This window comes from Rickettsia fournieri (assembly GCF_900243065.1).
Lineage (GTDB): Bacteria > Pseudomonadota > Alphaproteobacteria > Rickettsiales > Rickettsiaceae > Rickettsia > Rickettsia rickettsii.
In genome coordinates, this window is sequence record NZ_LT978484.1 from 749,685 (window position 1) to 772,298 (window position 22,614).

Consider the following 22,614-nt stretch of genomic DNA (forward strand, 5'->3'; position numbering starts at 1 on the left):
CGTTGTTGTGTGGATCAATTTCACCTCTGTCATCCCGTGGCTTGACACCGAGTGCTTTACCGGTCCCTGCAACAATGCCTTGCGAGGAGCGTAGCAACGTGGCAATCTCTCTTCAATTGCATGAGATTGCTTCGTCGGCATAAAAATGCCTTCTCGCCGCAATGATGTGGATAGGTAGTATTGGATTCCTGCTGACGCAGGAATGACATACTTTTGAGCGCCATGCAAAAATGCCTAAATACAAATATATTGTAAAAGTAGTATTATCAATTTATAATAATCAACAAATTTATTAGTGTGCTTTAATTATGTTTATTCAAACTGAAGATACTCCAAATCCGGATGCAATAACATTTTTCCCAGGGCAGGAAATAAGTAGTGATCAGCCGGTATTTTTTAGTGAGCTTGCTGAAGTAAAAGGAAGAAGCAAACTTGCAGCATCATTATTTCATATTAATAATGTAAAATCGGTGTTTTTCGGTAGTGATTTTATAACAGTAACTAAACAAGCTGAAGGTAATTGGCAAGTTATAAAGCCTGAAATTTTAATGGTTATTATGGATCATTTTGTTTCAGGCTTTCCTGTATTTGAAGAAAACACCAAAGCAGATAATGTAAATCATAACCTTGATGGGCTTTCGGAAATAGAGAAGCAAATCGTAGAGATTATTGAAACTAGGGTGCGTCCATCTGTTGCACAAGACGGCGGCGACATAATATATAAAGGCTTTGAAAACGGTGTAGTTAAATTAGCACTTCGTGGTGCATGCCTTGGATGTCCTAGTTCCACCATCACCTTAAAAAACGGCATTGAGTCCATGCTTAAACATTTTGTACCGGAAGTGCAAGAAGTTGAAGCTGTAGAGGAAGATTTTGAGTAATTTAGTATGCTAACTGTGAGCGACTACAGACCTTGTTGTATAGGTTAGTCTTCGTCATTGCAAGAAGAAACTGCAAGTTTCGATGAAGCAATCTAGTAAAAAATTCTGATTTACAGAATTTTTGATTATTTTTTCTGGATTGCCACGTAGTCTACGACTGCTCGCGATAAATGTCATATAGTATATTAAATTTTTTTGAAGAATAGTATGGTCCTATTCTTACTTTGCAGAATTGATTGTATCATTTTGATGCCAAATAACGTAATGTAGTTCAACATCTTTTGGAGCATATACTACGATAGGTAGTTTGCTATTATATCTTAAAAATGTTTCATCGCCTAAAAATACACTAACCGGTTGTATGGTTGCTTTTACGTTTGGGCATGCCATCATTGTACTAGCAGGGTGATCGCTAACTTGAGCGATTATATAATAATTATATCCCCATCCTTCTAAAGTTTTTGTTTCCAGCTTACCACAAAACCAAACACGATTACAATCTTGCATTGCATTTTTTGTTGCTTGCAATTCTACTTTTAGCTTTTCTTCATTGGACTCTGTAGGTAAATGAATTACATAACGCTTTTGATTTTCAAGTGGTGTAGGATAGGGTGCAATATCTTTTAACCGCTTATCGGTATCAGCTAATAAATCAGTATTTAAAAAATATGATATAAGAAATAGTATAATTTTATTTGGCATATGATTATTTTTTTAATTAGAATCCATTATCTCGCTTAGAGGAGTTATATAAGAAGAATTTATTTTACCATTGGTTATATCAGTACTAAAGCCTTCACTATAGTCAACATCACCATTTTCGTTTATTTTTGTACTTAAAAATAATATAGAATTTTCAAATTTATTTTCTTTTAATATAGTGATTATTTAAACTAAAAACTTTCATGGCAAGCCTTTCATTATTAGGTAATCTAAAATATATTTCTGATCCGTTATTGGATTCAAAAAAATTACATTTATTATAAGCACCTAAATAATAATAAATTATTTAATATATCTATGGTAACTTGTTCTTCAAGGTTTATAATCTTAGGAAATAATATGTAATTATTGTGATTATTTTGTATATTTGAAATAAGAATACTTTGAGAGTTATATTGTTGTTTTTCCAAATATATTTTTGCAAAATTATTTTGTTTTAATTCTGTAAAGGTTAGTTCAGCCTTATATTTTTGTTTGTCACTAGAAAAGTTAGGTAGCGTTTCTATTAAATGAAAATCAAGGGAGGTTTCGCTAAATCTTGTATTCAGCATATTATTTTGATTCAATTCGGTAAAATCTAATGTGGCATAGTATGTTGCTCCGTCAATGTCTAAACTATATACAGGCTTATCTTCCAATATCTCTTCAAATAAATCTTCCCATAGCTCGTGTAACTCTTGTAAAAAATTTTGAGCATGTTCTTTAGTTTTACAAACATCAATTTGATTTGCAAAGCTTTTTGCTATAAAAAACTTTAAATCTTTTTGATCCGATAAAGATAAATCATGAATGTGGCATTTAAATGTTTTATTTACATAATTTATTAGTGATGCAGTATCTGCAGGAAAATTTTTAGTTATTTCTAATAATTCTTTTTTTATGCTGTTCTGAAATTATATTCATTTTCTAATCTAATCCCGTTTCTTTCTTAAAAAAGCCGGTATGTCATGAATATCAGACTCTTTATTATCTTGATCTAGAGTACTAACAACAACGTTTTTGCGTTCTAAAGTTTGATTATTTGAAGCACGCAGAGAACCCCATATTTTTCCTAAAAATGATGGTTTGGGTGAGTCATCTTCAGATTTGTTGAAAGTATTGGCATGTAACCCTAGCTCTTTTTCATTTCCGATAAAATTTTGATTTATTGGAGAGTCGGTAATTTCAATATTTTCGGTACTGTAGCTGTTAAAATCAGGCATTTCTTCTATTTGTGTAGGTTGTGCTATAGCTTTATTATAAGTTTCCTCAGGAACTATATTGGTAGTTTCAGCTATTGCGGGTTTATATGTCGGTACTTTATCGGCATCAATACCGGTAGCAACAACTGATACTCTGATCATTCCTTTTAATTCCGGATTAAATGTTGAACCGAAAATAATATTAGCATCAAGGTTATCTACTTCTTCTCTAATTCTATTAGCAGCGTTGTCAACTTCAAATAAGGTCATGTCGGAACCGCCGGTAATATTGATTAATACACCTCTTGCACCGCACATTGAGCTATGATCTAGCAGTGGATTTGAAATTGCAGATTCTGCCGCTTTAATAGCTCTATCTTCGCCACTAGCTTCACCTGTACCCATCATTGCTTTACCCATTTCGCTCATTACTGCTTTAATATCGGCAAAATCAAGATTAATAAGTCCCGGCATAATCATTAAATCCGTTACTCCTCTAACGCCTGCATGTAATACGTCATCTGCCATTTTGAAAGCATCGGCAAACGTCGTTTGTTCATTAGCAATACGGAATAGATTTTGGTTCGGTATTACAATTAGAGTATCAACGAATTGCTGTAATTCAATAAGTCCTTTATCGGCAGTTTTCATACGATGACCGCCTTCAAAATGGAAAGGTTTAGTTACTACCCCAACCGTAAGGATGCCTAGTTCTTTAGCAATGCGTGCAATAACCGGTGCAGAACCGGTACCTGTACCACCGCCCATACCTGCCGTAATAAATACCATATTGCTATTTTCTAGGTAACTACGAATTTCGCTTTCTGATTCTTGAGCAGCAAGTGCTCCAACCTCAGGAGAAGCTCCTGCCCCAAGACCTCTAGTCGTAGAAACACCGAGTTGTATTTTGTTAGTGCATAAAGAATGTTCAAGCGATTGTGCATCAGTATTAGCTACTACAAAATTAGCACCTTGCAGATTAGCACTAATCATATTATTTACTGCATTACTACCTGCACCCCCAACGCCGAAAACTGTAATGGTCGGCTTTAATACTATATTTTCAGGAGCTTTGATATTTAAAACCATGATACTCTTTTATTTTATATAATTAATGTTTAAGTATAATAAAAGATTTAGAAATTTCCATAAACTTTTTATGAAAAATATGGATTATTGTCTTTTATAGTGAATTAGCTTGAATTATGACATGCTTTGATTAATGCTTTATGGGACTGTTGCGAGATGAGAGGATAGCAGGTATAATTAAAAAAAACAAAAAATATGTTCATATGTCTGAGTATCAAATGATAATGGTAAGTTTAGATGAGTTAATAAGTGTGGATCATCAATATCGTAAATTCAAAAGTTTATTCAATTTTAAAGCAGTTGAAGCTGAGTTATTAGCAGTAGAATGCGAAGCTAACTATAAAGGCTATGGTATAGTGAGGCTGTTTAAATGTTTGCTGCTGCAATTTATGGAAGACTTATCGGATCGGGAATTGGAACGTTATTTAGCTGATAGCACAGCGGCAAAATGGTTTTGTGATTTTGCTCTTACAGAGAAGACGCCTGATTATAGTGTATTTAGTAAAATACGTAAAAAAATAGGCACTAATTTACTATCAAAAATATTTGTAAAATTCCGAGATCAACTACGAGCACAAGGCTATATGGGTGAAGTATTTACCTTTGTAGATGCTTCTCATTTAATCTCAAAAGCTAATCTTTGGGAGGAACGTGATAAACTAAGAACACAAAAATATGATAAATTGAATAATGAGACTCTGCCTAAGGTTGTAAAGGATAAACAAGCTAAAATTGGCTGTAAGGGAGCAAATAAATTTTGGTATGGTTATAAAAAACATGTGAGTGTCGATATTCAATCAGGAATGATCAATAAGGTTGCAGTTACCCCTGCAAATGTTACTGATAGCAAAGGTTTTAAGCATGTTATGCCAAGCTCCGGTGCTACATATGTTGATAAAGGTTATTGTACAATCTCTGCCAAGAATGCAGCAGCTAAAAAGGGGTTCCATCTTTGCTCAATAAAGAAAAATAATATGAAAGATAAGAATTTTGACCTTGATAAATATTATACGAAAATCAGAGCACCTTTTGAGAGGGTATTTTCAAAAGATAATAAACGGGTTAGATATATAGGAATTGCCAAAAATCAATTCTCTGAATTTATGAATGCCATATGTTTTAATTTAAAACGATTAGTGGTTTTAACAACTTTAATAGCTTAGAGAAATTTGTTAATAAAAATCCTAACTCTGTAAACAAATCTCTATTAAATTACTATACTATTGAATAAATTTTATCTCAATATTAAACAGAATTTCTTTTTAAAAATATTTGGACAGAGCTAAATATTTATTTATCTGTTTTCCTCTCATTTTACTATTAAAAATTATCTCGCAACAGTCCCATTATCGTTAGTGGACATAGGAAGTCCTTCATGCATGTCAGTTAATAAATAAGTTGTATCATATGCAGTAAGATTGTTGGCTCTTGCAGTTTAATTTCATGTATGGAAAAATTTAAATTTGATATATTAAGGGGGAGAGAGTTTAAAAAATCTATAATTTTAATAACCTCTACTGATTTTATTCTAGCACGTTTTCTGCTATTAATATTACATTAGTTACTTCAAGTCTCCAAAGAGGCGGTACTATCACTCTAAACTTATAACAATAAGCTAATGTAAAATCTGAATATTTATCACGTTCATCATAAAAGAACCATGAGACAGTTATGGAGCAATCGGCTATAAACGGTTGAGAATTCACCATTTTCTACCTTCATCTCTAAGCTCTTTAATAGTATAAGGAGCTAATGTTTTGCCTTTGCGGAATTCTCTTATTTGCTCTACTATATTATCCATTTTAGGTTTTTGAGTTATAATTTTTGCAATCGGCGTATTATGCTTACAAATGGTAATTTGCTCTCCGTCTTGTACACGCTGTATTAGATCAGAAAAATGAGTTTTTGCTTCGAGTAGGTTAATTTGATTAGATAAATTTTGTTTCACATAGGTAATATAATAAATAGACTAATTTAATATTATCCTATTTATAAGATTTTATACAGTAATATTAATAGTTTAAATTAATATCTTTATATAAAACCTAAGATTGACCAACCATTTTTTCAGGTACTAATATTTTATCAAATTCTGCTTCCGATAGAAGATTGAGTTTTTTAGCTGCTTCTTTTAAAGTGATCCCGTGCTTATGTGCTTCTTTAGCAATTTTTGCGGCATTATCATAGCCTATATGCGGATTAAGAGCTGTAACAAGCATTAGAGATTTATCACGTAAATCATTAATGCGTGCTATATTGGGTTCTAATCCTTTAACACAGTGAGTAACAAAGCTATTTACGCTATCGGATAACAGCTCTATAGATTGTAGGATATTGTATATTATTACGGGTTTAAATACGTTAAGTTCAAGATGTCCGTTTGAGCCGGCAATAGTAACCGTAACATGATTTCCCATCACCTGACTGCACACCATTGTTAAAGCTTCGACTTGTGTAGGGTTTACTTTACCGGGCATAATAGAAGAACCAGGTTCATTTTCAGGTAAATGTAGCTCACCAAGACCGCATCTTGGACCGGAGCCGAGCAGTCTTATATCATTTGCTATTTTCATTAAGCTAACTGCTATAGTATTAAGAGTTCCTGAAAATTCTACTAGTGTGTCGTGAGCAGCTAGACTTTCAAATTTATTAGGAGCCGTCTTAAAGGGTTGTTTAGTAAACTCTGCCACTTTCTCGGCAAATTTTATATCAAAGCCTATTTTTGAGTTAATACCTGTACCGACTGCCGTGCCTCCTTGGGCCAGTAGATAAACTTTTTGTAGTGCATTTTCTATGCGTTCTAAAGCATACTCTATTTGTGTAATATATCCAGAGAATTCCTGTTTAAGAGTTAAAGGAGTTGCATCCTGCAAGTGGGTACGTCCTATTTTTATGATTTTGTCCCAATCTTTTGACTTATCCTGCAAAGAGGTAAGTATATTATTCAAAGCTGGTATCAGTTGCTGTTTAGTTGCAAGTACGGTTGCTATATGCATAGCGGTTGGAAAAGAGTCGTTGGATGATTGTCCTTTATTAACATGATCGTTAGGATGTACCGGAGATTTGCCGCCTTTCTTGCCTGTTAATTCTTCGTTGGCAATAGAGGCAATAACCTCGTTCATATTCATGTTTGTTTGCGTTCCTGAACCTGTTTGCCAAACTACTAAAGGAAAATTATCCTCAAATTCGCCTTCTAAGATTCTATCCGTGGCTTTATCTATACTTATAGCGATTTTAGCTTCTAAATTACCAAACTCATGATTAACCTGTGCTGCACATTTTTTTAAAATAGCAAGAGCACGAATTAAAATTTCAGGCATTTTTTGCTTGCCTATTTTAAAATTTTCTAAAGATCTTTGAGTTTGAGCCCCCCAATAAAATTTTTCTTCTATTTGAATTTCTCCAAAAGAATCACTTTCGGTTCTATAATTTTTCATAAATTGTTAAATGTTATATAATTATCTATTTTTTTCATAAAATGATCACTTACTGCATTTAAGTCTAATTGCTGGGCTAATTTAGCAAAGCTATAATATAATTTGTCTGTTAAAGAAGCTTTTTTTAGATTCTTAGCAATAAATATTAATGTGCTTTCTATCATAAGATTACGATTAAAACTATAAAATTTTTGCCAATGTTTGTTATATTTAGGTTCGGAAGATGCTATATAATCGGAATATATAGGTTTAGTAATTACTGCTTTACCTTGATATATATCAAATATAGTATCATTAATTAATCTTTCATTCTTGAGGTTATTGATCACTTTATCAAAAAAATTGTTTAATATAGCTGTTGTTATCTCTTTTTCTGTAAGTGCATTTATAAATATGTCTAATTGTTTTTCAAAACTCTCGATAATTTGTTCATTTGGTCCCCTTTTCATGACTTTTCTCTCAAATTAATTGATATAATAAAAGTTTATGACTTTAATTTTAGTAGACTAAATATTTATATCGAAGTAAATAAAAAACAATATTTGATTTATTAAAAATATTATTTATGTAATGAATGAAAAATTATAGAAGCGGCATTTGATACATTAAGACTTTCTACTCTCTGAGAAATAGGGATTTTGGCTAAATAATCACATGTTTCTGCAACTAATCTTCGTATGCCTTTATCTTCTGAGCCAAATACCAATACTATTTTGTCGGAAATTAATTTATCGGTAAAGTAGTCATTTGCAGAACCTGTTAGACCTATAATCCAAAAGCCGTGTTTTTTAAGATAATTCATACATGAGCGTAAGTTAGTAACTTTAATTATAGGTATTAATTCTAAAGTACCGCAAGCCGCTTTAGCAATGCCACCGCTTTCATTTGGAGAATTATCTTGAGGTAATATTATAGCATTTATATCAAAAGCAGCGGCACTACGAATAATTGCTCCAATATTTTGTGTGTCTGTTATTTGATCAAGAATCGCAATTTTACATTTTGGATTTGTTATATCTATGTCCTCTAAATTGTAAGAAAAAATTGGTCTAATTTTTGCAGCTATTCCTTGATGTGTTTGGTTTTCCAGTAATTTAGATAAAATATCGTTATTAACAATTTCATAAGATCTAGTACCTATTAATTTTTTGTTTGTATCAAAAATTTCCCTAGTGCATAAAATATTGTCAATTTGACGTTTTGGATTATTTAGAGCAGAAAATACAGGATGTTTCCCATACATATAATAACAATGTTTAGAATCAAGTTTTTTATTTTGCATCTTATTGAAAACCGTCAGTAATTTGTTCTTGACAGAAACTACAATTTATTATAGAAAGTTACAACTAAATAAATGTGCAAGCTGCTATTTGTTTATTTGATGATTCGGCAAGAAGTTTTATTAAGTCCTAATACTAATTATATATTGTATTTTACAGTGAATTAGTCTATTTAATACAGTAAAGTTCTTTAGGAGGGGTGGCCGAGTGGTCAATGGCAGCAGACTGTAAATCTGCCCGCGTAAGCGTTCGAAGGTTCGAATCCTTCTCCCTCCACCACTTAAATGGTTCAGGGAAGCATATCATTTTATTTAAAAATAAAACATAATTGTGTATATTTATAAATCTGAATAAAATTGATATAGCACTGTTAACAGAATAACTTTGAAATTATTTTATTAATAGTGCCACAATGCGGGTGTAGCTCAATGGTAGAGTTCCAGCCTTCCAAGCTGGCTGTGTGGGTTCGATTCCCATCACCCGCTCCAGAGATAGTGGTAACAAATAAATTTAGAAAAAAAAAATGCACTTATAAAAAAATAACTTGTATTAAACCTAAAAAATTGCAGAGAGTAATAATATGGCAAAAGCAAAATTTGAACGAACTAAACCGCACGTTAATATAGGTACGATCGGTCACGTAGATCACGGTAAAACTTCCTTAACGGCAGCAATAACTATAGTACTTGCTAAGACAGGTGGAGCACAAGCTACAGCGTATGATCAAATTGATGCTGCTCCTGAAGAAAAAGAAAGAGGTATAACTATTTCCACTGCACACGTAGAATATGAGACTAAAAATAGACACTATGCACACGTAGATTGTCCGGGACACGCTGACTATGTAAAGAACATGATAACCGGTGCCGCTCAGATGGACGGTGCAATATTAGTAGTTTCTGCTGCTGATGGTCCTATGCCGCAAACTAGAGAGCATATATTACTAGCAAAACAGGTAGGTGTGCCTGCTATGGTAGTATTCTTAAATAAAATAGATATGGTGGATGATCCTGATCTATTAGAACTAGTAGAGATGGAAGTAAGGGAATTATTATCAAAATATGGTTTCCCGGGTGATGAAATACCTATTATTAAAGGTTCTGCACTTCAAGCTTTAGAAGGAAAGCCTGAAGGTGAAAAAGCTATTAATGAGCTAATGGATGCAGTAGATAGCTATATACCGCAGCCTGTAAGAGCTACGGATAAACCTTTCTTAATGCCGATAGAAGATGTATTCTCTATTTCAGGACGAGGTACTGTTGTAACTGGTAGAGTAGAGTCAGGAATAATTAAGGTAGGTGAGGAAATTGAAATAGTCGGTCTAAAAGATACGCAAAAAACTACCTGTACCGGTGTAGAAATGTTCAGAAAATTACTTGATGAAGGACAAGCCGGAGATAATGTCGGTATATTACTACGCGGTACAAAAAGAGAAGAAGTTGAAAGAGGACAAGTTCTCGCAAAACCTGGTAGCATAAAACCGCATGATAAGTTTGAAGCTGAAGTATATGTGCTTAGTAAAGAAGAAGGTGGACGTCATACCCCATTTACTAATGACTATCGTCCGCAGTTCTATTTTAGAACAACAGATGTTACCGGTACAATAAAATTGCCTGCTGATAAGCAGATGGTTATGCCTGGAGATAATGCTACTTTTACAGTGGAATTAATTAAACCGATTGCGATGCAGGAAGGGTTGAAATTCTCTATACGTGAAGGTGGTAGAACAGTGGGTGCCGGCGTAGTAACTAAAATAAATAATTAATTGATTTTATAAATACCTATTATTTTTTAATAATAGGTATTTATATTTTAAGAGGTAATAGACATTTTCCCGAACTGGCTTATAGAGAAGAATTTGAAGGAGGTACGGAACGCAGAACTGCAGCGTATATAACGGACGTGAGGATTCGAGTGCCGGATCGACGTACAAATTACCTCTAGAAGTAAAGTTTGGAAAGATGTCTAAAAAAACATCTTGCTGTTTAAATATTAGGTTTACTGAATGAAAAATAAAATCAAAATTCGTTTAAAATCATTTGATCACCGTAGTCTTGATCAAGCTACAAAAGAGATAGTTAGTGCTGTTAAAAGAACGTTTGCTAACATTAATGGTCCTATTCCTTTACCTAAAAAAATTGGAAGATTTACCGTAAATAGGTCTCCTCATGTACATAAGAAGTCAAGAGAGCAATTTGAAATTAGAAAGCATAAAAGATTATTAGTTATAGGTGATCCGAATCCGGCGGTTGTCGATGCTTTAAGTAAAGTTGATTTAGCAGCAGGTGTTGATGTAGTGATTGAATTAGAGAGTGGGGAATAAATGAGAACCGGTATAATTGCTCAAAAAATTGGGATGACTAGTGTTTTTAATGATAAAGGCGAAAGAATTTCTTTAACATTAGTAAAAGTTGATGATTGTCAAGTAGTAGGACATAAAACTCTAGAAAAACATGGATATAATGCTTTGGTTATAGGTATAAAAGATAAAAAAATATCTAGAGTAACCAAACCTATGAGACAAGTTTTTGCTAATGCTAAAATATCTCCTAAAACTAAATTAAAAGAATTTAGAATTTCTGAAGAGAATTTTATTGATATAGCAGCAAGTCTAGAAGTAGACCATTTTACGGCAGGACAATTTGTGGATATAACGGCAACTACTATAGGTAAAGGATTTGCCGGTAGTATGAAAAGACATAATTTTAGAGGTCTTGAAGCTTCTCACGGTGTTTCGATATCCCATCGTTCGCATGGTTCTACAGGACAAAGACAAGATCCAGGAAAGGTTTTCAAAGGAAAAAAAATGGCCGGTCATATGGGATGTAACCAAGTTACTATTCAAAATTTGAAAATATTTGCCGTTGATAAAGAGCGTAAGCTTATTATGATTCAGGGTAGTATACCCGGTCACAAAAATTCGTATCTTTCAGTAAAAGATGCAATAAAAAAGATTTCAATAACTGTATAATAGATATTTAGACATGTTTGTTGAGGTTAAAGATTATCAAATTAACAAAACGCCATGCAATATTATTTATATAAAAGTTTTATATAAGACTGTATAAGGTTAAATAAAGATGAAAACTAAAATATTAAGTCTTGCTAATGAAGAAGTTGGTGAGATTAGCTTAAATGAAGATATATTTGCTGTTGAATTTATCAGAGATGATATAATAAAGCAGGTTATTGATTGGCAGAGAGCTAAGGCAATGTCTGGTAACCACAAAACTAAAACAGTATCAGAAGTATTAGGAACCACAAAAAAACCTTTTAAGCAAAAAGGTACAGGTAATGCAAGACAAGGCTCCCTTAGATCGGTACAGATTCGTGGTGGTGGTGTAGCTCATGGACCTAGAGTACGTAGTCATGCAACGAAATTACCTAAAAAAGTACGAAAACTTGGTTTAATTCATGCTTTATCCGAGAAATGTGCTGAAGGAAAATTATTAGTAATAGATTCTTTAAAGTTAGATAAGCCTAAAACTTCTGCTCTTGTAAATATATTAAACAAATTTCAAGGGAAAAGTTTCTTTGTAATAGACGGAAATGAAGTAGATATTAATTTTTCTTTAGCTGCAAAAAATATTTATAATACTGTGATTGTTCCACAAATAGGAGCCAATGTTTATGATATAATACGACATGAATATGTCCTATTATCACAAGAAGCAGTGAGCGTTTTAGAAGAGAGGTTAAGATGAGTTCTTATAAATACTACGATTTAATTAGAAAACCTATTATTACAGAAAAAACTACAACCCTTTCGGAACAAAATAAATACGCTTTTTATGTAGATAAATTTGCTGAAAAACTTACCCTTAAAAAGGCTATAGAAGAAATATTTAAAGTAAAAGTAAAAAAAGTGAATATTTTAAACGTTAAAGGTAAGAAGAAAAGATTTAAAGGCATTATAGGGACTCAAATCAATAGAAAGAAAGCTATTGTTACATTAGAAAAAGACCATAATATCGATTTTGCCGGAGGAATTAAATAAATGGCTTTAAAAAACTTTAATCCAATTACTCCTTCTCTTAGAGAGTTAGTTCAAGTTGATAAAACTAGTTTATGGAAAGGCAGACCTTTAAAATCTTTGACCAAAGGTATATCTAAAACCGGTGGACGAAATAATCAAGGTAGAATTACTTCTTGGCACAGAGGTGGAGGACACAAAAAATTATATCGTATTATTGATTTTAAAAGAAATAAAATCGATATTTCTGCTATTGTTGAAAGAATAGAGTATGACCCTAATAGAACTGCTTTTATTGCTTTAATAAAATATGAAGATGGGGAATATTCTTATATTCTAGCACCGCAAAAATTATCTGTAGGTGATAGAGTAATATCAAGTCAAGATGCTGATATAAAAATAGGAAATTGTTTACCTTTAAAATGCATTCCTATCGGTACTACTTTACATAATGTTGAAATGAAAGTTGGTAAGGGCGGTCAAATTGCAAGGTCTGCAGGTACTTCAGTAGATCTAGTGGGGAAAGATTCAGGATATGCTCAGATTAAATTAAGATCAGGTGAATTTAGGTTAGTACCTTTAGATTGTAAAGCTACTATAGGTAGTATATCTAACCCGGATCAAAAAAATATTAATTTAGGCAAAGCAGGTAGAAATAGATGGCTAGGTTGGAGACCGCATGTTAGAGGTGTAGCAATGAATCCTGTAGATCACCCTCATGGCGGTGGTGAAGGTAAAACTTCAGGAGGTCGCCATCCTGTTACTCCTTGGGGATTCCCAACAAAGGGTAAGAAGACACGTAAAAATAAACGTACTTCAAAATTTATCGTAAAGAAAAGAAAATAGATTTTAAATTAATTAGGTATTAGTATGGCACGTTCAATATGGAAAGGGCCTTTTGTAGACGGTTATTTAATAAAGAAAGTTCAAAAATTAATGGAATCAGGTAAATCTGAAATGATTAAAACTTGGTCTAGAAGATCAACGATTTTACCTATTTTTGTAGGGTTTACCTTTTCTGTTCATAATGGAAATAAATTTATTCCGGTTTCTGTAAATGAAGAAATGGTTGGAAGAAAATTAGGTGAGTTTGCTCCTACTAGAACATTTCACGGTCATGGAGCAGATAAAAAAGTCAAAAGAAAATAAAGATTTATATGGTACAGGAAAATAAAAATTTTGCTACGGCACAAGCTAAATCTATTAGAGTAAGTTCAAGGAAGCTCAATTTAGTTGCAGCCTTTATTAGAAATATGAAAGTATCTGAAGCATTGGTACAATTAACTTTTTCTCCTAAAAGAATTGCAAAAGTTGTAAAAGATTGTTTACAATCTGCTGTTGCAAATGCTGAAAATAATTTAGGTCTAGATATAGATAGATTGGTTATTACTAAAGCGACTGTAGGTAAGGCTTTAGTAATGAAAAGAGTTATGCCAAAAGCAAAAGGAAGAGCAACTAGAATAAATAAGTTTTTTAGTAATCTTTATATAACTGTTACAGAAAAAGAGGATAATTAAAATGGGGCAGAAAGTTTGTGCACATGGTTTTAGAGTTGGACCGACTTTAATTAAAGGTTGGGATTCCGTATTATATGCAGAAAAACATTATAAAACTCTTTTTATACAAGATTTAAAAATTAGGGATTTAATAAATAAGGGGTTTAATCAAGCTCAAATTAGCAGAGTTTTAATTGAACACCCTTCTAATAAAAGTATTATAATTAATATTAATGCCAAAAAACCAAATATCATTATCGGTAGAAACGGTAGTGAAATTGATAAGCTAAAAAAAGCTATCGAGAAAATGACTTCTTTAAAAGAAGTTTATATAAATATTCACGAAGTTAGAAAATTTAATATAGATGCTGCTATAGTAGCTCAAACTATAGCACTACAGCTTGAAAAAAGAGTTTCTTTTAGAAAAGCCATGAAAACAGCAATTCAGGCTTCATTTAAACAAGGTGGACAAGGTATCAGGGTTAGTTGTTCAGGACGACTTGGAGGTGCTGAAATTGCTAGAACCGAATGGTATATAGAAGGAAGAATGCCGTTACATACTTTAAGAGCTGATATTGATTATTCAACAGCTGAGGCTATAACTACTTATGGAGTTATAGGGGTTAAAGTGTGGATTTATAAAGGTGAATATACAGAAAATAAAAGATATAATTAATTTTAAGTATTAAAATGTTAGCTCCGAAAAAACAAAAATTTAGAAAAGCTCATAAGGGTAGGGTTGCTTCAAAAGCAAAAGCAGGTACGATGCTTGCTTTTGGATCATTTGGTCTAAAATCTATAGATGGTTGGCGTGTTACTGCAAGACAAATAGAAGCAGGAAGAAAAGCTGCTACTAGATGTATGAAAAGGCAAGGAAGATTATGGATTCGCATTTTTCCGGATGTTCCAGTTTCTAAAAAGCCTGCCGAAGTAAGAATGGGTAAAGGTAAAGGTTCTCCTGAATTTTTTGCAGTTAGAGTTTCGCCTGGAAGAATTATGTTTGAAATTGAAGGGGTAGAAGAAAATGTTGCACTTAGAGCTTTGGAGCTTGCAAGTGTAAAATTACCTGTTAGAACAAGGATAGTGAGACGTTATGAATGATTTAAAATTATTAAGAAGTAAGTTATCTACTGAAACAATAGAAGAGCTTTATAAAAACCTTAATCTTTTAAAAAAAGAATTGTTTAATTTAAGATTTCAACAAGCTTTAGGTGATTTAAAAAATACTAGTAGGTTTTCGTTAGTCAAAAAGTCTATAGCACGTATTAAAACTGAATTAACAAAAAGAGCTAATAGTGAGGAATATTAAAATGCCGAAAAGAGTGTTACAAGGCGTGGTTATAAGTTCAAAAGCTGATAAGACGGTTACAGTAAAAGTAGAAAGAAAGTTTAAGCATCCTATTTATAAAAAATTTGTGAAAGTATCTAAAAAATATGCTGCTCATGATTCAGAAAATAAATATCAAGAAGGAGATAAAGTTAGTATAATTGAAAGTCGGCCTATCTCAAAAACCAAAACATGGGTAGTGGTAAATGGGGAATAAAGTTTTTTAATCTTTGACTTTATAAGGTAGATTGTTTATTTTATTTCTCGTGTATAAAAAATTGGAAGTAGTTTATGATTCAAATGCAGAGCATCTTGGAAGTTGCAGATAATTCCGGTGCTAAAAAAGTTATGTGTATTAAAGTTTTAGGTGGCTCTCACCATATGGTGGCAAAGCTGGGTGATGTTATAGTTGTATCTGTTAAAGACGCTATACCCGGTGGTAAGGTTAAAAAGGGTGATGTTTATAAAGGCGTGATTGTTCGTACAAAGACTGGAGTAGTAAGACCTGACGGTAGTACAATAAAATTTGATAAAAACGCATTAGTGCTTTTGAATAAACAAGATGAACCTATCGGTACTAGAGTTTTTGGTCCTGTTACAAGAGAACTTAGAGCGAAAAAATATGTTAGAATAATGTCGCTTGCAGAGGAAGTGTTATAAATGATTAAATTAAAAGTAAAAAAAGGTGATGAAGTTGTTGTTATTACCGGAAAGCACAAAGGAAAAAAAGGTAAAATATTAAAAGTTTTCCCGGAGGACAGTAAAGTAATTGTTTCTGGAGTAAATTTAGTAAAAAAGCATACTAAATCTAATCAAATGAGTGAAGGCGGGATAATAACTAAAGAATTACCTATACATATCTCAAATATTGCACACATCGATCCAAAAACCGGTAACCCTACCAAGGTAGCTTTTAAATTCTTAGAAGACGGTTCTAAGGTTAGAGTAGCAAAGAAATCAGGGGAAATTATTGGTAAGGAAGGTAAATAATGTTAAGATTTAAAGAATTATATCAGCAAAAAATTATTGAAAACTTACAAAAAAAATTTTCTTATAAAAATAAACACGAAATACCGCAAATTAAGAAAATTGTTATAAATATGGGAGTAGGGGAAGCAACAGCCGATTCCAAAGTAATTAATAATGCAGTAAATGATCTTACTTTGATTTCCGGTCAGAAGCCGGTTGTAACGTTAGCAAGAAAATCTATTGCAACTTTTAAGTTACGCGAAAATATGAAAATAGGTTGCAAGGTTACATTACGTAAAGATAGAATGTATGATTTTTTAGAGAGGTTAGTAATTGTTGCATTACCCCGTGTTAAGGAATTTCGCGGTTTTTCTTATAAAAGTTTTGATGGTAAAGGGAATTTTACTTTTGGATTAAAAGAGCAGATAGTTTTTCCTGAAATTAATTACGATAAAATCGATACAATAAGAGGTATGGATATTACAATCGTTACATCTGCTAAAACAGATCAAGAAAGTAAATTTTTGTTATCAGGGTTTAATTTACCTTTTTATAATTAATTTTTAGGATATATATAATGGCAAAAGTAAGTTCTATAAAAAAGAACGAAAGTAGGAAAAAAAAATCACAAAGTTTACATAATAAACGTTTAGCACTAAAAAGTAAAATTTATGATAAAAATATTTCATTAGAAGAGCGTTTTGCTTTGGTAATGTCACTTGCACAATTACCTAGAAATTCATCATCTACTAGAATAAGAAATAGATGTGAGCTTACAGGTAGACCAAGAGGTGTTACAAGAAAGTTTGGTATATCGAGGAATAAGCTGAGAGAATTAATAGGCAGAGGCTTAGTTCCCGGTGTAGTTAAGTCAAGTTGGTAAAAAGTCGATAGGTAAATCATATGTCAATGACGGATAATGTAGCAGATATGTTAACTAGAATTAGAAATGCTTATAAAAGCAAATTGATAAATGTTTCTTTCCCTAGTTCTAAAATTAAAACTTCAATTTTAGATGTTTTGCAAAAAGAAGGTTATATAAAAGATTATATAACTACTCAAAAAAATAATATTAGTTATACTGAGGTAGCTTTAAAATACTCTGTTAATGGCGATGCTTCTATATGCGAAATTCATAGAGTATCAAAGCCTGGAAAAAGAGTATATTCTGCTATTAAAGATTTGAAAGGATATTATAATAATATGGGTATATATGTTCTTTCTACTCCTTACGGTGTTATGTCTGATAGAGAAGCTCATATTAAAAATGTCGGCGGCGAAGTAATTTGTAAAGTATTTTAAGGTAAAAAAATGTCACGTGTTGGAAAATTGCCAATTACTATACCTGAAGGTGTAAAAATTGATTTAAATGATTTAGAAGTAAAAATATCCGGACCTAAAGGCGAATTATCAAAAACTTTTAAAGGTAATATAGCAATTTCATTGGCAGAAAATAAGCTTTTAGTAAAACCTTTAGCCGCAAATAAAAATGCACGTGCTATGTGGGGTACTGCAAGAAGCATAATATCAAATATGGTTACCGGCGTTAAAGAAGGTTTTAAGCTTAAACTCGAAATTAACGGAGTCGGTTACAGGGCGATGGTAAAAGGTAAATATTTAAATTTAATGCTTGCTAAAAGCCATAATACAAAAATTGAAATACCTTCAGATATTAAAATAGAGATGCCTAAGCAAAACATTATTATTCTTGAGGGAACAGATAAAGAAAAATTAGGACAATTTGCTTCAATTATTATAAAACAGAGACCACCTGAGCCTTATAAAGGAAAAGGAATTAAATTTGAAAATCAATTTATACCGCGTAAAGAAGGTAAGAAAAATTAAATTTAAGAGTTAAATATGCGTAGTGCTAAGCTAAAATTTGAAAAAAGAAGAAGTAGAATAAGACATAAAATATCTAAAACATCTAATAGAGTTAGATTATCAATATTTAAGTCAGGTAGACATATATATGCACAAATTATTGATGATTCTAAGTCTATAACGATTGCTGCTGCTTCAACTTTAGATGAGAAAATAAAAAAATTAAAAAAATCTCATTGTAATATTGAAAATGCTATCAAAGTAGGCGAAGAAATAGCAAAAAAAGCTGATTCTGCAGGGATAAAAGACGTAGTGTTTGATAGAGGCGGATATAAGTATCACGGTGTTGTAAAAGCTCTAGCTGATGCAGCTAGAGAGAAAATAAAATTTTAGGTTATAAGGTTGTAGTAATGTCTAAAGTTAAAAAAAATGACGAGACTTTAAGTGAAGTTTTAGTTGATGTAAATAGAGTTACAAAAGTAGTAAAAGGCGGTAGAAGCTTTGCTTTTTCTGCTTATGTAGTGGTCGGTGATAAAGCCGGCAGAGTCGGAGCGGGACACGGAAAAGCTAAAGAAGTAAATGAAGCTCGAGGCAAGGCAAAACAAGCCGCTAAAAAGAGAATGATGAAAGTGCCGTTATATCAAAATAGGACTATTCACCATGACGTTGTCGGTAAAAGTGGAGCTGCTAAAGTGATTTTAAGAAGAGCTAAAGCAGGTACAGGCGTTATAGCCGGAGGATCTATGAGAGCAATTTTTGACTCTTTAGGCGTTCATGATATTGTTGCTAAATCAATAGGTTCAACGAATGTTTACGCAATGATTTCTGCAACATTTGATGCATTAAATAAACTTGCATCACCAAAATCTATTGCTATGAGAAGAGATAGAAAAGTAAATGAAATATCTGTAAAATCTGCTGACATTCAAGTTAATGAATAATGTTGCGTAAGTAAGGTGAAGTTATGAATAATAAGATCAATAATATAAAAATTACTCAAGTTCAAAGTGCTATAGGTCGTAAGTATGATCAAAGATTGATATTAGTTGGGCTTGGTTTAAACAAAATTAATAAGAGCGTTATTCTTGCAAATACTAATTCAATCAAAGGGATGGTTAAAAAAGTAAAGCATTTGTTAAAAATAGAAAATATGTAATTAGAGTTTTTAAATGAAATTAAATGAATTATATAATAATATAGGTGCTAAAAAAAATAAGAAAAGAATAGCACGCGGTATTGGTAGTGGTAAAGGAAAAACCGGCGGTAGAGGAATTAAAGGTCAAAAATCTAGATCCGGCGTTGCAATAAAAGGTTTTGAAGGTGGTCAAACACCTATGATCAAAAGACTACCTAAAAGAGGGTTTAATTGTATTTCAACTAAAAAATACAATATAATAAATATTTATAATATTGAAGAAGCATTAGCCGATGGGCGTTTAAGTGCTAATTATACTATTACGAAAGAAAAATTGGTAGAAGCCAGAGTAGTGAATAATAAAAATAATAAGAAATTAGTGAAATTATTATCTATTTGTAGTGATGATTTTGCTGCTCCTCTATCATTAAAATTAGATGCTTATTCTTCTAAAGCTAAGGATTTAATCGAAAAAGTAGGTGGAAAATTATTATAGTATATGGGGCAGAATTTTTCTAAAAAATCCGGTAATGATTTAGTTAGTCGTATTGTTTTTACTATTCTCATTCTTATAGTATGTAGATTTGGGTCTTTTATACCTATACCTGGTATAGATTCAATTGCTTTAAGTAGTGTGGCTGCAAAGAATCAATCCGGAATACTCGGAATGTTTAATATGCTATCCGGAGGATCGCTAGGTAGAATGTCCATTTTTGCTTTAGCAATTATGCCGTATATTACCGCCTCAATTATTATCCAATTAATGTCAGTTGCATATAAACCTTTGGAAAATTTAAAAAAAGAAGGGGAAGTCGGCAAAAGAAAAGTAAATCAGCTATCGAGATATTTAACGGTTCTGTTGGCTTCTTTTCAGGCTTATGGAGTTGCTATAAGTTTAGAGTCGATTGTAACAAATACCGGTCCTGTAGTAATTTTAGCGGGTTTTTTCTTTAGAGTTACAACCGTAATTACTTTAGTTGTAGGCACGATGCTATTAATGTGGTTAGGAGAACAAATTACACAACGCGGAATAGGTAATGGTACGTCTTTAATTATATTTATAGGTATAATTTCGGGAGTACCTAGTGCTATTATTAGTGTGTTTGAATTATCAAGAAAAGGAGCATTATCGCCTTTAATAGCGATAGCTGTTTGTATTGGAGTAGTTGTATTAATAGCTATAATTATATTTTTTGAAAAAGCCCAAAGAAAATTATTGGTGCAGTATCCTAAAAGACAAGTAGGAAATAAAATTTATGGAGGCGAAGCAACCCATATGCCTCTCAAGTTAAATACTTCTGGTGTAATACCTCCAATATTTGCTAGTTCAATTTTACTATTTCCTGCTACGCTTGCTAATTTTTCTAATAGTAATTCAGAAACTATGGGCATGCTTACTTATTACTTAGGGCATGGAAAACCTGTATATATTTTATTATATGTAGCATTAATTATGTTTTTTAGTTTTTTTTATACTGCAATAGTATTTAATTCTGAAGAAACTGCTAATAATTTAAGAAAATACGGTGCTTATATTCCAGGTAAAAGACCAGGAAAAAATACGTCTGATTATTTTGATTATATACTTACAAGGCTTACGGTTATAGGTGGGATATATTTAAGTGTAATGTGTGTAATTCCGGAGCTATTAATGAATAAATATGTAATCTCTCTTTCTTTAGGAGGTACGAGTTTTTTAATTGTAGTGAACGTGGTACTTGATACTATGACTCAGATTCAAACTTACTTATTTAGTAGTAAGTATGAAGGTTTAATGAAGAAAGTAAAATTAAAAAATTCAAAATGAGCTTAAATAGTGATAGTAATTTTTTTAGGTCCTCCAGGAGCGGGAAAGGGCACACAAGGAAAAAAGATAGCTAAAAAAATTGATTTACCACATATAGCAATCGGTGATATATTTAGAACAATTATTAAAACATCAACTAGTGAAGCAGAGTTAATTAATAATTATGTGAAGCAAGGGGAGCTTATCCCTAATGAAATAGTGAATCAAGTAATCAAAAATTTTTTATTATCCTCTGAATATAAAAACGGCTACATATTAGATGGATATCCGCGTAATTTAGAGCAAGCGAAATTTTTTGAATCATTTATTAAAGAAAAAATTAAAATAATATATTTTGATGTTTCAGATGAATTATTAATTAAAAGAATTTTAGGAAGATATAGTTGTAAAAATTGCGGTAAAATATATAATAGTTACTTCTTGCAGCCTAAAACTGATAATGTATGTGATGTTTGCGGTTCAAGTACATTTGATTATAGAAAAGACGATAATGAAGAAGTAATAAAAAAAAGAATTGAAGTATATAAAACAGAAACATATCCGTTAATAGATTATTATAAAAATAGTGGTAATTTTTATATAGTTAATGGAAGTAAAAATGAACACGAAATAGAAATTGATATACAGAAAATACTAAAAATAAATTGACTTTATCAAAGATTTTTATATTATTTTTTAGTTACCAGTAAAATTTTGGAGATTATTTGTGGCAAGAATTGCAAGTGTTAATATTCCTGATAATAAACGTTTAGTTGTGAGTTTAACTTACATTTACGGTCTTGGGCCTACTATGGCAGCAGAGATTTGTAATAAAGCAAAAATATCGAAAGATAAAAAAGTGAAAGAACTGACAGATCAAGAGTTAATAAGCTTACGTAATATTATTGAAAGTGAGTATAAAGTTGAGGGTGATTTAAGACGAGAAGTTACGCTTAATATTAAGAAAAAGAAAGATATAAGATGTTATCAAGGACTTAGACATATACGTAAGTTGCCGGTGAGAGGACAGAATACGCATTCTAATGCTCGAACTAGAAAAGGTAAAGCTATTGCGATAGCCGGAAAGAAAAAAGCTGTAAAATAATAGTTTAAGTATAGAGTATAAATAATGAATCAGACGGTTAAAGTTAAGAAAAAGAAAAAAACTATCACTCTTGGTGTTGTGCATATCCGAGCATCATTTAATAATACTATAGTAACATTTACTGATATCCAAGGTAATACTATTTCTTCTGCATCGGCAGGAGGTAATGGGTTTAAAGGGGCAAGAAAAGCAACACCTTATGCAGCTCAAGTAACAATTGATAGAGCATCGGAAAAAGCAAAAGAATATGGTCTAAAAACTATTTCTATTAGGATTGGAGGACCGGGGGCTCAGCGTGAATCAGCAATGAGAGCTTTATTCGGACAAAATTTTGTGGTTACATCAATTTTAGATGTATCGCCAATTGCTCATAATGGAGTAAGACCGCCAAAAAGAAGAAGAGTATAA

Annotated in this window: 34 protein-coding genes, 2 tRNA genes and 3 pseudogenes; 31 read left to right on the plus strand and 8 right to left on the minus strand. The window is 31.9% G+C overall.

Features of this window, described 5'->3' with window-relative positions; genetic code table 11:
* The first annotated feature begins 308 nt into the window (after positions 1-308).
* Positions 309-881 carry a NifU family protein gene (locus tag C4Q30_RS07140; protein WP_014014647.1) on the plus strand — a complete coding sequence of 191 codons (573 nt, stop codon included), beginning with the start codon at positions 309-311 and terminating at the stop codon, positions 879-881.
* Positions 882-1,100: 219 nt separating this feature from the next.
* Here C4Q30_RS07140 and eco read toward each other — a convergent pair whose 3' ends face one another.
* The 3 genes and pseudogenes from eco to ftsZ form a co-directional block, all read right to left on the minus strand.
* Positions 1,101-1,583: a serine protease inhibitor ecotin gene (gene eco / locus C4Q30_RS07145; protein ID WP_103897604.1), complete on the minus strand. Its 483-nt coding sequence runs from the start codon at positions 1,581-1,583 to the stop codon at positions 1,101-1,103.
* Between the two features lie 12 nt (positions 1,584-1,595).
* Positions 1,596-2,014: pseudogene (locus C4Q30_RS10570) on the minus strand (hypothetical protein).
* A gap of 501 nt (positions 2,015-2,515) precedes the next feature.
* Entirely contained in the window at positions 2,516-3,874 is a 1,359-nt protein-coding gene (gene ftsZ, locus C4Q30_RS07160) for a cell division protein FtsZ (protein WP_103897605.1), read from the minus strand.
* A gap of 140 nt (positions 3,875-4,014) precedes the next feature.
* Between ftsZ and C4Q30_RS07165 the strand changes: the two genes are divergently transcribed.
* On the plus strand, positions 4,015-5,037 hold the full coding sequence (locus C4Q30_RS07165; protein WP_209445172.1) for a transposase: 1,023 nt from the start codon (positions 4,015-4,017) through the stop codon (positions 5,035-5,037).
* Between the two features lie 223 nt (positions 5,038-5,260).
* Here C4Q30_RS07165 and C4Q30_RS07170 read toward each other — a convergent pair.
* From C4Q30_RS07170 to rlmB, 5 genes and pseudogenes are all read right to left on the minus strand, one after another.
* A pseudogene (locus C4Q30_RS07170) lies at positions 5,261-5,583 on the minus strand (type II toxin-antitoxin system VapC family toxin).
* On the minus strand, positions 5,577-5,822 hold the full coding sequence (locus tag C4Q30_RS07175) for a type II toxin-antitoxin system Phd/YefM family antitoxin (protein WP_103897606.1): 246 nt from the start codon (positions 5,820-5,822) through the stop codon (positions 5,577-5,579). Before C4Q30_RS07175 ends, C4Q30_RS07170 begins: the two are co-directional and overlap by 7 nt.
* A 97-nt stretch (positions 5,823-5,919) precedes the next feature.
* Positions 5,920-7,311: a class II fumarate hydratase gene (gene fumC, locus C4Q30_RS07180; RefSeq protein WP_103897607.1), complete on the minus strand. Its 1,392-nt coding sequence runs from the start codon at positions 7,309-7,311 to the stop codon at positions 5,920-5,922.
* Positions 7,308-7,760 (minus strand): hypothetical protein, encoded by a 453-nt coding sequence (locus C4Q30_RS07185; RefSeq protein ID WP_103897608.1) that lies wholly within the window; start codon positions 7,758-7,760, stop codon positions 7,308-7,310. Before C4Q30_RS07185 ends, fumC begins: the two co-directional genes overlap by 4 nt.
* 110 nt (positions 7,761-7,870) lie before the next feature.
* Positions 7,871-8,593: a 23S rRNA (guanosine(2251)-2'-O)-methyltransferase RlmB gene (gene rlmB / locus C4Q30_RS07190; protein WP_014120998.1), complete on the minus strand. Its 723-nt coding sequence runs from the start codon at positions 8,591-8,593 to the stop codon at positions 7,871-7,873.
* Positions 8,594-8,784: 191 nt separating this feature from the next.
* On the opposite strand from rlmB, the gene C4Q30_RS07195 reads away from it, so the two are divergent.
* The 29 genes and pseudogenes from C4Q30_RS07195 to rpsK all read left to right on the plus strand — a co-directional run bounded on the left by C4Q30_RS07195 (position 8,785) and on the right by rpsK (position 22,614).
* Positions 8,785-8,870 (plus strand) — tRNA-Tyr (locus C4Q30_RS07195).
* A gap of 135 nt (positions 8,871-9,005) precedes the next feature.
* Positions 9,006-9,079: transfer RNA gene (locus C4Q30_RS07200), tRNA-Gly, on the plus strand.
* Positions 9,080-9,171: 92 nt separating this feature from the next.
* On the plus strand, positions 9,172-10,356 hold the full coding sequence (gene tuf / locus C4Q30_RS07205) for an elongation factor Tu (protein WP_004997779.1): 1,185 nt from the start codon (positions 9,172-9,174) through the stop codon (positions 10,354-10,356).
* 56 nt (positions 10,357-10,412) lie between these two features.
* Positions 10,413-10,600: pseudogene (locus C4Q30_RS10575) on the plus strand (palindromic element RPE1 domain-containing protein); the annotation flags it as partial.
* On the plus strand, positions 10,597-10,914 hold the full coding sequence (gene rpsJ / locus C4Q30_RS07215; RefSeq protein ID WP_010977588.1) for a 30S ribosomal protein S10: 318 nt from the start codon (positions 10,597-10,599) through the stop codon (positions 10,912-10,914). The pseudogene C4Q30_RS10575 and the gene rpsJ, both read left to right, overlap by 4 nt.
* The gene (gene rplC / locus C4Q30_RS07220) at positions 10,915-11,562 is read left to right on the plus strand and encodes a 50S ribosomal protein L3 (protein ID WP_014014637.1); all 648 of its coding nucleotides are present in this window, start codon (positions 10,915-10,917) and stop codon (positions 11,560-11,562) included.
* A gap of 109 nt (positions 11,563-11,671) precedes the next feature.
* Positions 11,672-12,295 (plus strand): 50S ribosomal protein L4, encoded by a 624-nt coding sequence (rplD, locus tag C4Q30_RS07225; protein ID WP_103897609.1) that lies wholly within the window; start codon positions 11,672-11,674, stop codon positions 12,293-12,295.
* On the plus strand, positions 12,292-12,588 hold the full coding sequence (gene rplW / locus C4Q30_RS07230; RefSeq protein WP_014120997.1) for a 50S ribosomal protein L23: 297 nt from the start codon (positions 12,292-12,294) through the stop codon (positions 12,586-12,588). Before rplD ends, rplW begins: the two co-directional genes overlap by 4 nt.
* Complete coding sequence (gene rplB, locus C4Q30_RS07235) at positions 12,589-13,410, plus strand: 50S ribosomal protein L2 (protein WP_004997791.1); 822 nt, start codon at positions 12,589-12,591, stop codon at positions 13,408-13,410.
* Between the two features lie 24 nt (positions 13,411-13,434).
* Positions 13,435-13,713 (plus strand): 30S ribosomal protein S19, encoded by a 279-nt coding sequence (rpsS, locus tag C4Q30_RS07240; RefSeq protein WP_008580964.1) that lies wholly within the window; start codon positions 13,435-13,437, stop codon positions 13,711-13,713.
* Between the two features lie 8 nt (positions 13,714-13,721).
* On the plus strand, positions 13,722-14,081 hold the full coding sequence (gene rplV / locus C4Q30_RS07245; protein ID WP_103897610.1) for a 50S ribosomal protein L22: 360 nt from the start codon (positions 13,722-13,724) through the stop codon (positions 14,079-14,081).
* A 1-nt stretch (position 14,082) separates the two neighbouring features.
* On the plus strand, positions 14,083-14,736 hold the full coding sequence (gene rpsC, locus C4Q30_RS07250; protein WP_103897611.1) for a 30S ribosomal protein S3: 654 nt from the start codon (positions 14,083-14,085) through the stop codon (positions 14,734-14,736).
* 14 nt (positions 14,737-14,750) lie between these two features.
* Positions 14,751-15,161 carry a 50S ribosomal protein L16 gene (gene rplP, locus C4Q30_RS07255; RefSeq protein WP_103897612.1) on the plus strand — a complete coding sequence of 137 codons (411 nt, stop codon included), beginning with the start codon at positions 14,751-14,753 and terminating at the stop codon, positions 15,159-15,161.
* Entirely contained in the window at positions 15,154-15,369 is a 216-nt protein-coding gene (gene rpmC, locus C4Q30_RS07260) for a 50S ribosomal protein L29 (RefSeq protein ID WP_004997809.1), read from the plus strand. Before rplP ends, rpmC begins: the two co-directional genes overlap by 8 nt.
* Position 15,370: 1 nt before the next feature.
* Positions 15,371-15,604, plus strand: coding sequence for a 30S ribosomal protein S17 (gene rpsQ / locus C4Q30_RS07265; protein ID WP_004997812.1), 234 nt, complete (start codon positions 15,371-15,373; stop codon positions 15,602-15,604).
* Between the two features lie 74 nt (positions 15,605-15,678).
* On the plus strand, positions 15,679-16,047 hold the full coding sequence (rplN, locus tag C4Q30_RS07270) for a 50S ribosomal protein L14 (protein ID WP_014014630.1): 369 nt from the start codon (positions 15,679-15,681) through the stop codon (positions 16,045-16,047).
* Positions 16,048-16,377 (plus strand): 50S ribosomal protein L24, encoded by a 330-nt coding sequence (gene rplX, locus C4Q30_RS07275; protein ID WP_014408917.1) that lies wholly within the window; start codon positions 16,048-16,050, stop codon positions 16,375-16,377.
* Positions 16,377-16,916 (plus strand): 50S ribosomal protein L5, encoded by a 540-nt coding sequence (rplE, locus tag C4Q30_RS07280; RefSeq protein ID WP_010977582.1) that lies wholly within the window; start codon positions 16,377-16,379, stop codon positions 16,914-16,916. The genes rplX and rplE overlap by 1 nt, the downstream gene beginning before the upstream one ends.
* A 17-nt stretch (positions 16,917-16,933) precedes the next feature.
* Positions 16,934-17,239: a 30S ribosomal protein S14 gene (gene rpsN, locus C4Q30_RS07285; RefSeq protein WP_014014628.1), complete on the plus strand. Its 306-nt coding sequence runs from the start codon at positions 16,934-16,936 to the stop codon at positions 17,237-17,239.
* 20 nt (positions 17,240-17,259) lie between these two features.
* Entirely contained in the window at positions 17,260-17,658 is a 399-nt protein-coding gene (gene rpsH / locus C4Q30_RS07290) for a 30S ribosomal protein S8 (RefSeq protein ID WP_103897613.1), read from the plus strand.
* 9 nt (positions 17,659-17,667) lie between these two features.
* The gene (gene rplF, locus C4Q30_RS07295) at positions 17,668-18,201 is read left to right on the plus strand and encodes a 50S ribosomal protein L6 (RefSeq protein ID WP_103897614.1); all 534 of its coding nucleotides are present in this window, start codon (positions 17,668-17,670) and stop codon (positions 18,199-18,201) included.
* A 15-nt stretch (positions 18,202-18,216) separates the two neighbouring features.
* On the plus strand, positions 18,217-18,573 hold the full coding sequence (gene rplR, locus C4Q30_RS07300) for a 50S ribosomal protein L18 (protein WP_004997824.1): 357 nt from the start codon (positions 18,217-18,219) through the stop codon (positions 18,571-18,573).
* 17 nt (positions 18,574-18,590) lie between these two features.
* Positions 18,591-19,121, plus strand: coding sequence for a 30S ribosomal protein S5 (rpsE, locus tag C4Q30_RS07305; protein WP_103897615.1), 531 nt, complete (start codon positions 18,591-18,593; stop codon positions 19,119-19,121).
* A 23-nt stretch (positions 19,122-19,144) separates the two neighbouring features.
* Complete coding sequence (rpmD, locus tag C4Q30_RS07310; protein ID WP_014014624.1) at positions 19,145-19,336, plus strand: 50S ribosomal protein L30; 192 nt, start codon at positions 19,145-19,147, stop codon at positions 19,334-19,336.
* Positions 19,337-19,349: 13 nt separating this feature from the next.
* Positions 19,350-19,811 carry a 50S ribosomal protein L15 gene (gene rplO, locus C4Q30_RS07315; protein ID WP_103897616.1) on the plus strand — a complete coding sequence of 154 codons (462 nt, stop codon included), beginning with the start codon at positions 19,350-19,352 and terminating at the stop codon, positions 19,809-19,811.
* Positions 19,812-19,814: 3 nt separating this feature from the next.
* Positions 19,815-21,122: a preprotein translocase subunit SecY gene (gene secY / locus C4Q30_RS07320; RefSeq protein WP_103897617.1), complete on the plus strand. Its 1,308-nt coding sequence runs from the start codon at positions 19,815-19,817 to the stop codon at positions 21,120-21,122.
* Positions 21,123-21,131: 9 nt separating this feature from the next.
* The gene (locus C4Q30_RS07325; RefSeq protein ID WP_014120988.1) at positions 21,132-21,770 is read left to right on the plus strand and encodes an adenylate kinase; all 639 of its coding nucleotides are present in this window, start codon (positions 21,132-21,134) and stop codon (positions 21,768-21,770) included.
* Between the two features lie 58 nt (positions 21,771-21,828).
* The gene (gene rpsM / locus C4Q30_RS07330) at positions 21,829-22,206 is read left to right on the plus strand and encodes a 30S ribosomal protein S13 (protein WP_008580923.1); all 378 of its coding nucleotides are present in this window, start codon (positions 21,829-21,831) and stop codon (positions 22,204-22,206) included.
* Between the two features lie 24 nt (positions 22,207-22,230).
* Positions 22,231-22,614: a 30S ribosomal protein S11 gene (rpsK, locus tag C4Q30_RS07335; protein ID WP_103897618.1), complete on the plus strand. Its 384-nt coding sequence runs from the start codon at positions 22,231-22,233 to the stop codon at positions 22,612-22,614.